This window comes from Nonomuraea sp. NPDC049625 (assembly GCF_040675285.1).
Taxonomy (GTDB): Bacteria; Actinomycetota; Actinomycetes; order Streptosporangiales; family Streptosporangiaceae; genus Nonomuraea; species Nonomuraea angiospora_A.
Window position 1 is genome coordinate 390,595 of sequence record NZ_JBFAOQ010000007.1, and the last position, 14,512, is coordinate 405,106.

General features: G+C 71.5%; 12 protein-coding genes. 4 read left to right on the forward strand and 8 right to left on the reverse strand.

The features are described from left to right. Positions 1-262: 262 nt before the first annotated feature. Complete coding sequence (locus AB0J87_RS30890; protein WP_363970731.1) at positions 263-742, reverse strand: YcxB family protein; 480 nt, start codon at positions 740-742, stop codon at positions 263-265. 324 nt (positions 743-1,066) lie between these two features. On the opposite strand from AB0J87_RS30890, the gene AB0J87_RS30895 reads away from it, so the two are divergent. Further along, positions 1,067-4,312, forward strand: coding sequence for a BTAD domain-containing putative transcriptional regulator (locus tag AB0J87_RS30895; RefSeq protein ID WP_363970733.1), 3,246 nt, complete (start codon positions 1,067-1,069; stop codon positions 4,310-4,312). Here AB0J87_RS30895 and AB0J87_RS30900 read toward each other — a convergent pair. Continuing rightward, positions 4,297-4,998, reverse strand: coding sequence for a hemerythrin domain-containing protein (locus AB0J87_RS30900; RefSeq protein ID WP_363970735.1), 702 nt, complete (start codon positions 4,996-4,998; stop codon positions 4,297-4,299). The genes AB0J87_RS30895 and AB0J87_RS30900 overlap by 16 nt on opposite strands. A 115-nt stretch (positions 4,999-5,113) precedes the next feature. Here AB0J87_RS30900 and AB0J87_RS30905 point away from each other — a divergent pair, with 115 nt between their 5' ends. Together AB0J87_RS30905 and AB0J87_RS30910 are read left to right on the forward strand one after the other, a co-directional pair. Next, positions 5,114-6,067 (forward strand): hypothetical protein, encoded by a 954-nt coding sequence (locus AB0J87_RS30905; protein ID WP_363970737.1) that lies wholly within the window; start codon positions 5,114-5,116, stop codon positions 6,065-6,067. A gap of 304 nt (positions 6,068-6,371) precedes the next feature. Next, positions 6,372-6,995: a hypothetical protein gene (locus AB0J87_RS30910; protein ID WP_363970739.1), complete on the forward strand. Its 624-nt coding sequence runs from the start codon at positions 6,372-6,374 to the stop codon at positions 6,993-6,995. Between the two features lie 32 nt (positions 6,996-7,027). Here AB0J87_RS30910 and AB0J87_RS30915 read toward each other — a convergent pair whose 3' ends face one another. From AB0J87_RS30915 to AB0J87_RS30930, 4 genes are all read right to left on the reverse strand, one after another. Continuing rightward, complete coding sequence (locus AB0J87_RS30915; protein ID WP_363970741.1) at positions 7,028-7,495, reverse strand: GNAT family protein; 468 nt, start codon at positions 7,493-7,495, stop codon at positions 7,028-7,030. A 72-nt stretch (positions 7,496-7,567) separates the two neighbouring features. After that, the gene (locus tag AB0J87_RS30920) at positions 7,568-9,544 is read right to left on the reverse strand and encodes a hypothetical protein (protein WP_363970743.1); all 1,977 of its coding nucleotides are present in this window, start codon (positions 9,542-9,544) and stop codon (positions 7,568-7,570) included. Between the two features lie 30 nt (positions 9,545-9,574). Continuing rightward, positions 9,575-10,288, reverse strand: coding sequence for a hypothetical protein (locus tag AB0J87_RS30925; RefSeq protein ID WP_363970745.1), 714 nt, complete (start codon positions 10,286-10,288; stop codon positions 9,575-9,577). A gap of 94 nt (positions 10,289-10,382) precedes the next feature. Further along, the gene (locus tag AB0J87_RS30930; RefSeq protein WP_363970747.1) at positions 10,383-11,774 is read right to left on the reverse strand and encodes a sigma 54-interacting transcriptional regulator; all 1,392 of its coding nucleotides are present in this window, start codon (positions 11,772-11,774) and stop codon (positions 10,383-10,385) included. 171 nt (positions 11,775-11,945) lie between these two features. Here AB0J87_RS30930 and AB0J87_RS30935 point away from each other — a divergent pair, with 171 nt between their 5' ends. After that, positions 11,946-13,115: an FIST N-terminal domain-containing protein gene (locus tag AB0J87_RS30935; RefSeq protein WP_192793806.1), complete on the forward strand. Its 1,170-nt coding sequence runs from the start codon at positions 11,946-11,948 to the stop codon at positions 13,113-13,115. Positions 13,116-13,249: 134 nt separating this feature from the next. Here the strand turns inward: AB0J87_RS30935 and AB0J87_RS30940 are convergent, their stop codons facing one another. Together AB0J87_RS30940 and AB0J87_RS30945 are read right to left on the reverse strand one after the other, a co-directional pair. Continuing rightward, the gene (locus AB0J87_RS30940; protein WP_363970749.1) at positions 13,250-13,915 is read right to left on the reverse strand and encodes a hypothetical protein; all 666 of its coding nucleotides are present in this window, start codon (positions 13,913-13,915) and stop codon (positions 13,250-13,252) included. Continuing rightward, complete coding sequence (locus AB0J87_RS30945) at positions 13,912-14,460, reverse strand: RNA polymerase sigma factor (RefSeq protein WP_363970751.1); 549 nt, start codon at positions 14,458-14,460, stop codon at positions 13,912-13,914. The genes AB0J87_RS30940 and AB0J87_RS30945 overlap by 4 nt, the downstream gene beginning before the upstream one ends. Positions 14,461-14,512 lie beyond the last annotated feature (52 nt).

Sequence of the window (14,512 nt, forward strand, 5' to 3'; positions counted from 1 at the left end):
CTTGCGGGGAGCCAAGCTCCCCCGGGCCCCCTTGCCGGGGGTCTCCCGACCCCCGGACCCCCGGCGGTCGGCCGGTTACCGTCGGGTCGTGGCGTCATCCTGGAAGCGCGCCACGCTCGATGCCGGCCTGGTGGGTAAGGCAGGTTAACCTGCTGGAGCCCGCCCTAGCGGCTGAGCAGGCACGTCGCCGGCCGTCTGGACAACGGCGAGGTCGGATTGCGGACCGGCTCGTCCATCCGTGCACCGTCGGGCGATAGCCGGCTCAAGAGGCTCCCGCATTCTGCCGTGCGGCCAGGAAGTCAATGAGTTCGGCCTGTTGCTCGCTGTTGAAGGCACGTTTGGGGAGGAATGCCGCGAGCTGCCTGTTCACGAAGAACAGCCAGAACTCTGGAGTTGTCACGACTTGTCCGAACATAGACCACTGCATCGTGGTGCTGTACTGCTCGGTTCGGCACTCGTACCCTTCGCTGGTCACCCGAATCGTCGTAGGCACGCACATGTAGGCGAGCTGCCGCGCGGCGAGCCGGCGGATCGCCAGGGTCGCCGCGAAGGGAGCCACGACCGCTGCGACGAGCATGCCCACACCCACGAAGACGGCATCGGCCCAGATGCAAGCGAGTCCTGCCACGACCAGGACCGAGGGAAGGAACCGATAGACCGCGGTGAGTTGCCGTTTGAGACCTCGGCGTAGCGCCCGCGCCACTTCGTCGGGAGCGGGTTCATATCTGATCGTGAAGTCCACCAGTACTCCTTCGCCTGAGCTGCCGATCATCATTCACTGACCAGCACCACGTCGCAAACGATCGGCATGCAGCCGGTCAACCTGGTCGGCCCCAGCCTCAGCGCGGTCGTTACCGCCGTCGTGGTCGATCGGCACCTGCGTCGCCACTGTGCCGGATCGGGAGCCAAGGACACGTGCCGTTCCCGGGCCTGGGCGCGCCACGGTGGAGCCGCCTCCCGGGACCCACGGCGGAGCCGCCCGCCGGGGCGGAGGCAGCGCCGTGGTCTACCACACCAGCCTCCCCCTTGTCGTAAGATCAGGCGACTTCATGAGGGTGGTAGGGCTGTGGACTTCCGTGTGCTGGGCCCGCTGGAGGTCGTCGGCGACGACGGGCGGTCGTGTCAGATCGGCTCGCTGAAGATGCGGGCGCTGGTGTGCGGGCTGGTGCTGGCGGAGGGCCGGCCGGTGGCCCCGAGTGCGTTGATCGACCGGTTGTGGGGCGAGGAGCCGCCGGCCGAGGCGATGGCGTCGCTGCACTCGTACGTGTCCAACCTGCGCCGCCTGCTGGAGCCCGGACGCCGGGCCAGGGCGCAGAGCCGGTTGCTGACGTTCGGGCCGGTGGGTTACACGCTGGCGATCGATCCGGAGCAGGTGGACTCGACGCGGTTCCTGCGCCTGGTCGGGCAGGCCGAGCAGGCGGCCGAGCCCGCCGAGGCGGAGCGGCTGGCGGGCGAGGCGCTGGCGCTGTGGCGCGGCGAGCCGTACCAGGAGCTGGACGACCAGGCGTATGTGACCGCCGTCAGGGCGCGGCTCACCGAGGCCCGGGAGCGGGCCCGCGAGCTGCGGGTGAGCGCGGTCATCCAGCAGGACCGCCACGGCGAGTTGCTGGGCGAGCTGGAGGCCCTGACCTACGAGCACCCGCTGCGCGAACGGCTGTGGGCGTTACGGGCGCTGGCGCTCTACCGGAGCGGCCGCCAGGGCGAGGCCCTGGAGACGTTGCGCACGGCCCGCCGGATCCTGGCCGAGGAGCTCGGCATCGACCCGGGCGAGGAGTTGCGCGCGCTGGAACGCGACATCCTCGACCAAGCCCCGGCCCTGTTCCCTCACCGGCCGCCGCAGCCGCCCGAGCCGCGGGTGGCCGAGAGAGGGATCACAGGCCGGCAGGAGGAGCTGGCCGCGCTGGACGGGCTGCTGGAAGCGGCGGCGGCGGGCCGGACGGGGTTCTCGCTGATCACCGGGGAGCCGGGGATCGGCAAGACACGGCTGGCCGAAGAGCTGGTGAGCCGGGCCCGTGCCAGGGGTTTCACGGTCGCGGTGGGGCGGTGCGCGGCGACGGAGGGTGCGCCGGCGTTCTGGCCGTGGGTGACGGTGCTGGAGCGGCTGGCCGACACGCTGCCGCCACTGCCCGCCGACGTACGCGCGAACCTGCCCGGAGTCGGCTCAGCGACCGGGACCGATCCCGAGGGCGCGAGGTTCCGCACCTACGGGGCGGCGGCACAGGCGCTGACCGCGGGCCGGCGGCCGGTGCTGGTGGTGCTGGACGACCTGCACTGGGCGGACCGGTCCTCGCTGCGGCTGCTGAGCTACCTGGCCGAGTACGTGCTGGACGGCAGGCTGGTCGTGGTGGGCACTGCACGCGACTGGCCGCCGCCGGAGGGCGCGCTGGCCGAGGCGTTCGAGGCGCTGGCGCGGCGGCAGGCGGTGCGGCTGCCGCTGTCCGGCCTTTCGCCGTCCGACCTGGCCGAGCTGACCCCGGCGGGCACGGACGTGTGGGCGATCAGGGACCGTACGAACGGCAACCCGTTCTTCGTCACGGAGCTGATGCGTTACCTCGAAGCCGGATCGGCGGGCCGCGGCACGCTGCCGCTGGGCGTGCGGGACGTCGTGCTCGGCCGGGTGAACCGGCTGCCCGAGCCGTCCGCCGAGTTGTTGCGGGTGGCGGCGGTGGCCGGGCGGGAGTTCGACGTGACGATCGTGGCCGAGGCCGCGGGGCTCGACCTGGACGCGGCGCTGGACCGGCTGGAGCCCGCCATGGCCGCCGCCCTGGTCGCGGAGGGGCGGCCCGGGCGGTTCCGGTTCGTGCACGCGCTGGTGCAGGAGGCGCTCACCGAGGTGGTGCCGGTGCTGCGGCGGGCCCGGCTGCACGCCGCCGTGGCCGCCGCGATCGAGACGCGTACCGGCGGCTCCGCCTCCGACCGGCTGGCCGCCGCCGCCCACCACTGGTTCCAGGCGATTCCCGCGGGCCACACCGCGCGTGCCTGGCGGGCGGCGTGGCGGGCGGCGGAGGAGGCCAAACGGCTGCGCGCGTACGACGTGGCCGTCGAGCTGCTGGAGCGGGCCGGCCAGGTGGCCGAGGACGACCCCGAGCTGGGCCCGGCCGAGCGGATGGACCTGCTGTTCGCGCTGGCCGAGGCCAGGTTCGGGGCGGGCGACTCGATGGGGCAGGAGGCCGAGCTGACGCGGCTGCGCCGCCTGGCCAAGCAGGAGGGCGACCGGCGGCGCTGGATCGAGGCCACGACCGGGTACGGCGGCCGCATCCTGCAACCCTGGAAGGTCTACGGCGACTACGACGCCGATCTGCTGGCGGACCTGACGGAGCTGGCCGCCGACGAAGGGCTGGAACCGTCGGCCCGGGCCCGGGTGCTGGCCTGCCTGGCGCTCCAGGCGTACTACCAGCCGGGGTGCGACCCCGTGGAGCGGGACCGGTTGAGCGCCGAGGCGGCGCGGCTGGCCCGCCAGGAGAACGACGCGACGCTGCTGGGCCGGGTGCTGTTCGCCCGCTACTACGCGCTGCTCGACCCGGACTCGGTGCGTCAGCGGCTGGAGGCGGGGGAGGAGATGGCCCGCGCCGGGCTGGAGGCGGGCGACGATGAGCTGCGTACGATCGGGCTCACCTGCCAGGGCGGCACGCTGCTGGAGCTGTGCCGGGTGCCGGAGGCCCTGGACGTGCTGGCCGAGGCGGAGCGGCTGATCGGCCGTACGCACATGCCGTATCTGCGGATCATCCTGGCCTGGCTGCGGCTGGGCCTCCTCGTCAACCGTGGCGACCTGGAGGCGGCCGAGTCGCTGCTCGCGGCCACCGCCGCCGAGCAGCGCGCCACCTCGATGTGGGGTGAGGAGACCACCACGGCCGGCGCCACGTACCAGGTCGCGTTCATGCGCCTGCGCCGCGGGGCGGCGGACGCGGTGCCGCCGCCGCAGGACATCTCGCACGAGCAGCTCGACCAGTTCAACCGGGACGGGCTGGCCCACTACCTGATGGTCAGCGGCCGGCTGGAGGAGGCGCGCCAGGTGCTCGGGCCGTGGGAGCGGCAACCGCCGATCCCACGCACGTTCGTCTACCTGTTCTGGCTGGTCGTCCGCTGCGAGACCTGGGCGGGGCTGGGCGACCGGCAGGCCTGCGCCGACCTGTACGAAGAGGCGTCCCCGTACGCCGACCGCATGGGGATCGCCGGGCTGAGCATGCTGATGTGGCCGGTCAGCCGGTCGCTGGCACAACTGGCCGAGGCGCTGGGCGACTCCGGGGCGGCGCGGCGGCACGCCGAGCACGCCGAGAGCGTGGAGCGCGAGCTGGCTCACCCCCACAGGTAGGCCGCGCGCCGCCGGTAGCGGCCGCCGGCCAGGGTGTTGAGCAGCACCATCGGCCGGGGCGAGGTCCTGCGCAGATGGGCCTCGACATCGGGCGGCAGCTCGGAGGTGATCCAGCCGACCAGCGTGATCAGCTTGCGGAAACCGTACTGCTTCATGATCGTCTTGTGCCCCTCCGCGTCCTCCTCCGGGGTGATGTGGGCCATCATCAGCGGGATCCCGTCGGTCTCCTCGTGCGCCAGGTGCGCGCCGAGCGTGTCGGCCAGCGCGCGCAGGGCGGTCATGAGCCGCTCGCGCCGCTCCTCGGACGGGCCGGCGTCGAACGCCTGGAAGGCGTCGGTGCTCTCGCGGATCCAGTGGTCGCAGGCCTCATGCTCGGCCTCCAGCGCGTCGATCGTGCCGACCGCCTGCGGCGCCCGCTCCCGCAGCCGCGGCCAGACCGTCTCGTCCTCGGCGGTGTGGTGGTGGTGCAGCACGAACAGCACCCACGCGTGGTGCTCGCGGAGGGCGGTGATGCGCCGGCGGTCGCCGAGGCGGACCCGGCCGATCGCGGTGATCAGGTGGCCGAGGTCGCGGCGGAAGCCGTAGTGCGCCAGGTACATGTTGGTCATGTCGAGCGGCCCCGGCGCGGCGGCGGCCTGACCGGGCAGCGTGATCTGCGGCACGTTCGGGTGTGCGGCGGTGCGCATTGTCGTGCTCCTTCTGGTTTGTCAGGGTGCCGTCATCGTGGCCTCCCGGTCTTGTGCGGCTCTTGAGAACCGACTCCAAGAACGGCCCAAGACACCGTCATTAGCGTGCGCGGGCATGACCCTCACGCTCCCCACCACGACGTTCCGGAGCTCCGTGGTGTGCGCCTACACCTCGCTCACCCGCGACGAGCGGCCCATCACCTGGCCCGTCACCCCGTACACCGGGTCCCGCGGCACCATCGACGTCAGCACCGGCCTGACCTATCCCGGCAAAGCCGAGCGGGCGCGCCGCGATCCGCGTGTCGCGCTGCTGTTCGAGGGCGATCCGGTGGTGCTGGTGCAGGGCCGCGCCACCGTCCGCGACGCCGACCTGCAGGCCAACACCGACCGGTACGTCCGCGAGTCCCAGGCCAAGATCCCGGACGCCTTCGCTGGGCTGCCGTGGTTCCTGGTCAAGCGCCTGACCTGGTACTTCGCGCGGATCTACATCGAGGTGACCCCTGAGCGGATCACCTGGTGGCCGGGCGGCGACCTGACCCGCGACCCGCTGACCTGGACCTGCCCGCCCGGCACCACGGCCCCCGCCTCGGACCCGGCCCCATCGGGTTCCCGCCTGCCCGGCCGCTCCGCGCCGCCCGCCGACTGGCGCCCGTACGCCCGCCGGGCCCGCGACCTGGGCCGGCCGATCGTGTCCACGGTGGCGGACGGCCGGCCCGTGACCGTGCCCGCGCGCGCCTTCACCCGCACCACGACCGGGTACGAGCTGGATCTGCCCGCCGGCGTGGCCGCCGTGCCCGGGCCGGTCTGCCTGACCTTCCACCGGCACGATCCCGGCATGCGCTGGCAGGAGAACGTCGTGCTGCTCGGCACCGCCGCCGTCCACGGCGACGGCCGGCTCACCGTCGCGATCGACCGCGCGCTGCCCGACTGGAGCCTGCCCGAGGACCGCCGCCTGCGGACCCGTTCCTTTCTCGGCCGCGGCAAGCAGCTGCGGCGCCGGCTCCGGGCCGAGGCCGCCCGCCGCGCCCAGCCGGTGCCGAAAGTCCGCCTGCGGGCGGATCATTCGTAGCGCGCCCGGCGGGCGTACCCCGGGCGGTCGGCGCATCGCCGGCCTTGGACGGCTTGCGACGGTGGCGGTGCCGCGGGCGTCAATCAGCAGCCGGGGATCGCCCCGCTGGAGATCAGCCGGCGAGGGCCATGGCCGTGGTGCGTGGCCAAGCTGCCACCAAGCCTTCGCCAAGGCCGGGGTCAAGCGCTCTCCAAGAGCGAATTCCTAGGTTCGTCATGCGACCACGACGGACGACGTGCCGTTTCGAACGGAACGCGTCGCGCCGGCAACTCGGCGCAGAGACTCGACCACGGCAAGGAGAAACATGCGAATCGCTAGATCCGCGCAGATCGTCGCGGCGGTCACGCTGGCCACGGCGGGATTGGTGAGCGTCACCGGTCCGGCCTGGGCCGGCGCGGCCTACGAAGAGTTCCAGAGCGGTAAGAGCCTCGGCGCGCAGACCAGTGGGTACGTGCCGGTGAAGTGCCCGTCCACGCTGCCGTACATCGTCGGTGTCGCCGGCGAGACGACGATCAGCTCAGAGGCGGACGCGCAGCACACGAGCCTCACCAAATTCGAGATCGACGACGCCAACCGGTCGGTGAAGGTCTACTTCTCCAATACGCAGTCATTCGAGGATGCGGCCCACCATCCGATCGATGTCTCGCTCACGGTCACCCTGGCCTGCTCGAACGAGAAACCGGCGCAGCCGCCTGTACCGATGATCAAGCACCGGGTGGATGTGAATCCGCTCGGAACAATGGGAACCTTCATCCTGTGCCCGAAGAGCCATCCCAAGCTCAGGAACGCCATAGAGATCCACGAGCCCGAGCTGGTGAATGTGGGACTCTCGGACACTCCGGGAAGTCCTGGTGCCTCTGCCAGCTGGCGCAACGATGACGCCCTCTTCTACAGGCGAGGTGTGCTTCACGCGTACTGCACGACGTGACGAGGCGGTCGGCGCGGGCACGCCGGCGCCCCTCAGGTCGTGGGAGAGAGCGGGGCCGGGGCGTGGAGGGTCAGCATGATGTGCTGGTCCTCGCCGTGCCGCACCGTGCCGGACCGCTGGAAGCCGACCTTCTCCAGGAGCCGGACCGAGCCGGTGTTGCCTTCGTACGGGTCGGCGTAGAGGGGACGGGCCTTCTCCTGCTGGAGGAAGAGCGTCAGGGCCCGGGTGCCGACGCCGCGGCCCCAGAACTCGCGGCCGAACCAGTAGCCGATGAAGCGCCGCTCCTCCTCCCACCAGGCCACGATGTTTCCGGCCAGCTCGCCGTCGACGAGGACCGCCTGCACGAAGACGGTGGGGTCGGCCAGGATCCGGGTGGCCCAGTGGTGGAGGAAGCGCTCCCGGGGGCGGGGCGGGAACCTGGACCTCCGGGCCGCCTCCGGGTCGTGCTCCTGCGCCAGGAAGACCTCCAGATCGGCCTCCACGACGTCTCTCAACCGCACGTCATCGCCTGTGGTTGGTCGCTCGCTTCGCTCGCTCATGGCGAGCGAGTCTGGCATACGGCACCGACAAACTCAGCGGGCGCGGCGCAGGCGGAGGAAGTCGCTGACCACGTACTCGCCCAGGCGCTCGGCGCTCGGCGAGAAGACGCGGCCGCCGTTCCTGCGGGCCACCTCGTCCACGAACTCCTTCAGCCGGTCGTCGGCGGCCAGCATGAAGACGTTGATCGTCGCCCGCCGCCGGGTCATCTTGTCGACCTCGGCCAGCGTGAGCTCCAGCGTCTCGTGCGACGGCGGCCACTCGAACGCCGATCTGCCGTTGCGCATGAGGTGGGCCGTGGGCTCGCCGTCCGTGACCACCAGCACCACCGGCTCGAAGTCGGGGTGGCGGTCGAGGTGGCGGCCGGCGATCAGGAGGGCGTGGTGCAGGTTGGTGCCCTGGACCATGTCCCAGTCGAGGCCCGCCAGCTCGTCGGGCTGCAGCACCCTGGCGTAGTTGGAGAAGCCGATGATCTGGACCGCGTCCTGCGGGAACTTGGACGCCACCAGCGCCTGGAGCGCCAGCGCCGTCTGCTTGGCGGCGGCCCAGGTGCCCCGCAGGGCCATCGAGTACGACAGGTCCACCAGGAGGCAGACGGCCGCGGCGGTGCGGCGCTCGGTCTCGGCCACCTCGAAGTCGTCCACCGAGAGGCGGACCCCGACACGCCCACCGGAACGGCCGGTGCCCGGGGTGGCGACGCCGCCGCTGCGCACGCCGTTCACCAGCGTGCGGACCACGTCGATGGGCTGTTCGTCACCGAAGCGCCACGGCCGGGTCGAACCCGTCAGCTCCCCGGCCGAACCCGCGTCGTGCTGGTCGTGGTCGCCGCGGCGGCCCGCGTCGAGGGAGGAGAACACGCGGCGCAGCGCCGTCTCGCCCAGGCGGCGGACCGCCTTGGGGGTGAGCTCCAGCTTGCCCCGGCGGCGCAGGAGGTAGCCCTGCTCCTCCAGCTCGCGTTCGATGCGCTTGAGCGCCTCCAGGTCGTCCACGGCCGAGCGGCCGAGCGCACGGCGTACGGCGGACTCGTCGATGTCGTCCAGCCTGGCGCCCGGGTAGTCCTGCCGCAGGGCGGTCTCCAGCTGGGTGAGGTCGGCCAGCTCCTCCAGGGCCGTGACCGCGTCGCCCATGCCCAGGGGCTCCTCGCCGGTGAGGCGTTCGGGGGCGTTCCACGCCAGGTCGGGGCGGCGGGCGTAGAGGGCCTCGCCGAGGCGGCGCATCTCGTCGGAGAGCCCGGCCTGGTCGAGGGTCTGGTTGATCAGGCCGGCGAGCTCCTCGCGCTGGCGCGGGGTCATCGAGGCCAGCATGCGCTGCGTGGCGGCGGCGCGGCGGGCCAGGATGTCGACGAGCTCCTCGAGGTTGCGCGGCTTTTCGGGGAACAAATCGCCATATTTCCCCATAAAGTCGTCAAAATCGGCCTGGGTGTGCTGGCCGCGGGAGTCCTTGTCCAGCATCTCGTTCAGGTCCGCCATCATCTGGCGGACGCGTTCCATCGCCTCGGGGTCGGGGTTGGCGAGGGCGTCCCGCAGGCCCCTGAACTGGCTGTCCAGGACCTCGCGCCGCAGCAGGTCGCGCAGCTCCTCGAACGTCTGGCGCGCCGCCGACGAGCGCCACTCGTACGTGCTCAGCTCCTGGATCGCGCTGGCCGTGTCCTCGGGCAGCCCGTCGAGCTCGGCCTCCCGCAGCCGCGCGTCGTCGGACGGGTCGGGGAACAGCTCGGCCCGCTCCTGCCCGATGGCCTTGTCGAGCAGCGCCCGCGCCTTCTCCAGCGTGCCGTCGAGCCGTCCGCGCTCGCGCAGGTCGCGCCGGCGCCGGCGCACCTCCCTGAGCATGTCGTCCAGCCCGCGGCGGTCCTGCGCGCCGGGCAGGCCGCGCTTGAGCAGGTCGCGCAGTGCGTGGACCGGCGTCGAACCGGACAGGATCGCGTCGCCCATCTCGTCGAGGGCCGCCCGCACGTCGTAGGGCGGGGCGAGGGGATCGGGGCCGTCGTGGTACTCACCATAGCGAAAGGCCATCACGCACCCACGCTAACCCGATCCGCCCGTTTACGCGTCCCCGAAGACCTCCCACACCTCGTTGACGCCGCCGGCCTCGGGGGTGTAGTCGATCTTCACCAGTACGGGGTGCTCGACCGTCTTGAGCGCCTTGGTCAGGTCCGCCGAGGTACACGACTTCTTGCCGAGCCCCTGCTTGTCGGCGTTGACCGGCTTGCCCGCCAGCCACCCGTCCCGGCAGCGCGCGGTGGCCCGGTAGAAGCTCGTGGCGTGCGTGTACCCGAGCTTGACCGTCTTTCCGCCGGTCGTGAACAGGACCGTCGTGTCGTTGACGCGCTTGAGCGTGCCGCGGGCGGTACGCGCGCCCGGCCACTCGGTGACCAGGAACTCGTTGATCTTGACGGCGTCCGTGCCCCGGTATTCGACGCGGAGCGGAACGGGCCCGCGGGCCAGCCCGTCGGTCAGATCCCCGGGTTCGCAGGCCGTCCGGCCCAGCCCCTTGGCGTCGAGGGCCACCTGGCCCTCGGTCTCCTTCAGGTCGCACGCCACCGTGACCCGGCCGAAGGAGGCGCCGGTGTAGTCGAGCCGCACCTCCTGTGCCCCGGCCACCGGCTTGAGCCGGTAGCTCCGGAACTCGCCCTTCCGCACGAAAGTGGCTGTCTTGGGGACGATCCGCAGGTGCCCCTTCCCGTCGGCCCAGGCGTACCCGTACACGACCTTGGCCGCCGTGGCCTCGGCGGAGGCGGGCACGGCGACGAAACCCATGGCAAGAGCGGTGGCACAGGCAAGCAGGCGCATGGGCGGCCTCCCGGTCGGCGTGATCAGCTATCCACTATGACGCGGAAGACCGCCGATATGTTCATGTGCGGTAGACGCTCACTCCGTCAAGGTCTTCCTTGGACAGGCGCCGCATGAGGTAAAGACCCTCCAGCGCGAACTCCAGGGCTGCTGCCGCGTGCCCCGGCGACTCCTCGCCCGCGCCCATGCCGAGCTTGGACATGACCTTCGCCAGGCCCGTGACCGGGCCCATCCGGTGGAGCAGCTCGCCGGCGGGGACCAGCTCGCCCGACTCCACCTGGGTGCCCTCGGAGAACTTGTCGATGATCGCCGACAGGTCCATGCCGCCCAGCCGGGTCCTGAACGTCTCCGCCGTGGCCCGGCGCAGCAGGTGGGCGAGGATCTCGGTCTCCCTGCCCTCCTCGCTCACCTCGAACTCCACCTTGCCCCGCAGGCTGTGGACCACCGAGGCCAGGTCGACCACGCGCGTGACGGCCTGCTCCTCGCCCTGCAGCGCCGCCCTGCGCACGGCCGAGGCCGCGGCGGTCTCGGCGGCGGCGATCGAGAAGCGCGCCGACACGCCGGAACGGGCGTCCACCGCCGTGGACTCGCGTACGAGCCGGGTGAACCTGGCGATGACCTCGATCAGGTGTTCGGGGACGTCGGCCCCGATGTCCGGCACGGACTCCTGGCGGATGAGCGTCAGCTCGTCCTCGACGGTCAGCGGGTAGTGGGTGCGGATCTCGGCGCCGAAGCGGTCCTTCAGCGGGGTGATGATCCGGCCCCTGTTGGTGTAGTCCTCGGGGTTGGCGCTGGCGATGAGCAGGATGTCGAGCGGGAGCCGCAGGTTGTAGCCGCGTACCTGGATGTCGCGCTCCTCCAGCACGTTGAGCAGCGACACCTGGATGCGCTCGGCCAGGTCGGGCAGCTCGTTGACGGAGAAGACACCGCGGTTGGTACGGGGGACGAGGCCGTAGTGGACGGTCTCGGGGTCACCCAGGGTGCGACCCTCGGCGATCTTGATCGGGTCGACGTCGCCGATCAGGTCGCCCACGGAGGTGTCGGGCGTGGCGAGTTTCTCGCCGTAGCGCTCGTCGCGGTGCTTCCACGCGACCGGCAGCTCGTCCCCCAGCTCCCGCGCGAGGGCCTGACAGCGCGTGCAGGCCGGCGCGTACGGATGGTCGTTGATCTCGCAACCTTCGACGACTGGGGTCCATTCGTCCAGCAGACCGGTGATGGTGCGGATGAGCCGGGTCTTGCCCTGGCCGCGCTCACCGAGGAGGACCAGGTCGTGCCCGGCGAGCAGGGCCCGCTCCAGGTGTGGCAGGACGGAGTCGTCGAAGCCCACGATGCCGGGGAATCGTGGCTCGCCTGCCCGCAGCTTGGCCAGCAGGTTCTCCCGGACTTCGGCTTTGACGGTGCGATGAACGTGGCCGCTCTCTCGCAACTCGCGGAGAATACGTGGCTGATGCACGGGAACGAGACTACGTCCCCCGCGAGCAATGCGGCAGAGAGTTTCGCATCTGGCGCAGATTTCGGATCTCGACCATTGCGTGACGTTTCGTGCGCGTGCTTGTCCTTTTAGTGGGGAGAATCGGGCCTAGGGAACTTTGACATGTCGAGGGAGGCGAGACTCGTGGCCGTTATGACTAGCCGCTTCGCCGACGGCCTCGCCGTGGGTTCCGACCTGGTGGGGGCCGCGGAGACCGCCGTGGGCCAGGCCCTGTCGAGGCTCAGTGGCCGGGCCGACCTGGTCTGTTTCTTCATCTGCGGCGATGATCCCGAGGACGTCGCGCGGGCCGGTGAGGCCGCTATGAGGCTCGCGCCCGACGCGCACGTGGTCGGATGCAGTGCCACGGGGGTGATCGGCGACGGACAAGGGGTCGAACTGCTGCCCGCGGTGAGCGCGTGGGCGGCGACCTTGGACGGCGCCCGGCTGACGACCTTCCAGCTGGAGACGCTGGCGGCCGAGGACAGGTTCGTGGTGGTCGGGCTGCCCGAGCGGGGCGCCGATGATCATGTGGCGATCCTGCTGGCCGACCCGTACACGTTTCCGACCGACGCCTTCGTCGAGCGCTCCGTCGATGTGCTCGGCGACCTGCCGTTGATCGGCGGGCTGGCCAACGGGTTGCAGGGACGGGGCTCCGTACGGCTGTTCGCCGACGGCGAGGTCTACACCGAGGGCGCGATCGGCGTGCTGATCAGCGGCCCGGTCAGGATCAGCACCGTCGTCAGCCAGGGCTGCCGCCCGATCGGCCCCAGCATGGTCGTCACCGCGTCGGAGGACAACCTGCTGCTGGAGCTGGCCGGGCAGCCCGCGCTGGCCCGGCTGGAGGACATCGTCAGCGAGCTGGACGAGGACGACCGCGAGCTGGTCGCCTCCGGCCTGCAGATCGGTGTGGCCATGGACGAGTACGCCGAGCGCCACGAACGCGGCGACTTCCTCATCAGGGGAGTCATCGGCATCGATCCCGAACGCGAGGCCGTGGCCATCGGCGACATCGTGGAGATCGGCAGGACCGTGCGCTTCCAGGTACGCGACGCGGCCACCGCCGACGAGGACCTGTACGACCTGCTGGACGCCCATCGGGAGCAGCTCGGCAAGGTGGACGGGGCGCTGCTGTTCTCGTGCAACGGACGGGGCTCGGCCATGTTCGGCACGGCCGACCACGACCCGGTCGCCCTGCGTGACACGCTGGGGCCCATCGGCATGGCCGGTTTCTTCGCCGCCGGCGAGGTCGGGCCGGTGGCGGGTCACAACCATGTGCACGGGTTCACGGCGTCCGTCCTGGTTTTCTCCAGCCCAGGCCCGTGACACGCGCCTGAAGGCCCGGCGACCCCGTCTGCTCGGGAGGGCCACCGGGCCTCAAGCCGCCCGGGGCGGCCTCGGGGAGGCTCCGGGCCTGCCCAGGGTCGCGCCAGGGCCGGGCCGGCCCTGGCGCGGGTGGGTTACTCGGTCGCCGAGTCGGTGCTGGGACCCTGGCCCTCGTCTCCGGTGTTGGTGTGCAAGCCACCCCCGCCGTCCTGGGCGTCGGGATCGGGCATCGCGGTCGGCTCGCAGGGCGAGACCGGCCCCTTCACTATGGTGAGCGACATCCCGAACGGCGGCTGGTCGTCGCCGGCCTTGCTCTTCGAGACGGCCATCACCAGCGTCGAACCCTCCGGCACCTCCCCCTTCTCGATCATGAACGAGGTCACGCCGCTCGACCGGCCGAAGCTCACCGCGAACTCGCCCGGACCGTTCCCGTTCGCGCCACGCGGCATCTTGCAGGTCTGCCCCTCGGGCAGGTAGTCGACGATCGCCTTGACCCCGGCGTCGGCCAGGTCCGCCTGCAGCCCCTCCGGGTCGTTGAACTTGTTGATCTGCACGGTGATCACCCCGTTGGCCCCCGTGGTCACCGCGTACGCCGGGCTGCCGCCGAGCCCGGACAGCACCACCACCGTCGCGGTGGCGGCCGCCGCCACCCCCGCCAGCGCGGCGGCCAGCCCCACGTAGCGCCGCCGGGAGCCGCCGCGCCTGGCCGGTGTCACAGTCGTCGTCACGTCGTCCTCCGCCGTTCTCGTCGTGATCTCTTCCTTGAGTGCACTGAGAAGGCGCTCCTCGAAATTGCTCATGCCTGTCCCTCCACGTACACAGGTGCCGACGGCGAAGCGACGCGTTCAAGAGCCCGTCTTGCCCGGTGCAACCTGACTCGTACGGTCACCTGCCGGATCCCCAGGACCTCGGCGACCTCGGCGACGGTGAGCTGGTCGATCGCGACGAGCTCCAGCACCGCGCGCTCGCCCTCCGGCAGGCCGCGCATGGCCTCCAGGGAGCCGCGCATCCGGCGCTCGGCGTCGATCCGCTCCTCCATCCGGACGAGGTCGTCGTCGTCCATCAGCCGCCGGCCGGCGACGCGGCCGGTCGCCCGCGCCTCCCGGGCGGCCTGCCGATGCCGGGCCGACACGACGTTGCGCGCGACGCCGTACAGCCAGGCGATCTCGGTGCCCCGGCCGGGCACGTAGGTGTGCGCCGAGTCAAGCACCGCCAGGAAGATGTCCGCCGTCAGGTCGGCGGCGAGGTGAGGGTCGCTCACCCGCCGGACCACGAAACGCATGACGGCATCGACGTGGCGGCGATAGAAGGCCTCAAAGGCCGCAGGGTCTTCGTTGAGGCGCACTGGCCTCGCTCCCTTCGTCGTTCGCCTTACATCAGTACTTGGACCGAGCGAC

Bases quoted from the DNA above. Each gene is read 5' to 3' on its own strand.
- AB0J87_RS30940 (WP_363970749.1), bottom strand. From the start codon at position 13,915: ATGAGCAATTTCGAGGAGCGCCTTCTCAGTGCACTCAAGGAAGAGATC.
- AB0J87_RS30935 (WP_192793806.1), top strand. From the start codon at position 11,946: ATGACTAGCCGCTTCGCCGACGGCCTCGCCGTGGGTTCCGACCTGGTG.
- AB0J87_RS30900 (WP_363970735.1), bottom strand. From the start codon at position 4,998: ATGCGCACCGCCGCACACCCGAACGTGCCGCAGATCACGCTGCCCGGT.
- AB0J87_RS30910 (WP_363970739.1), top strand. From the start codon at position 6,372: ATGCGAATCGCTAGATCCGCGCAGATCGTCGCGGCGGTCACGCTGGCC.
- AB0J87_RS30920 (WP_363970743.1), bottom strand. From the start codon at position 9,544: ATGGCCTTTCGCTATGGTGAGTACCACGACGGCCCCGATCCCCTCGCC.
- AB0J87_RS30925 (WP_363970745.1), bottom strand. From the start codon at position 10,288: ATGGGTTTCGTCGCCGTGCCCGCCTCCGCCGAGGCCACGGCGGCCAAG.
- AB0J87_RS30905 (WP_363970737.1), top strand. From the start codon at position 5,114: ATGACCCTCACGCTCCCCACCACGACGTTCCGGAGCTCCGTGGTGTGC.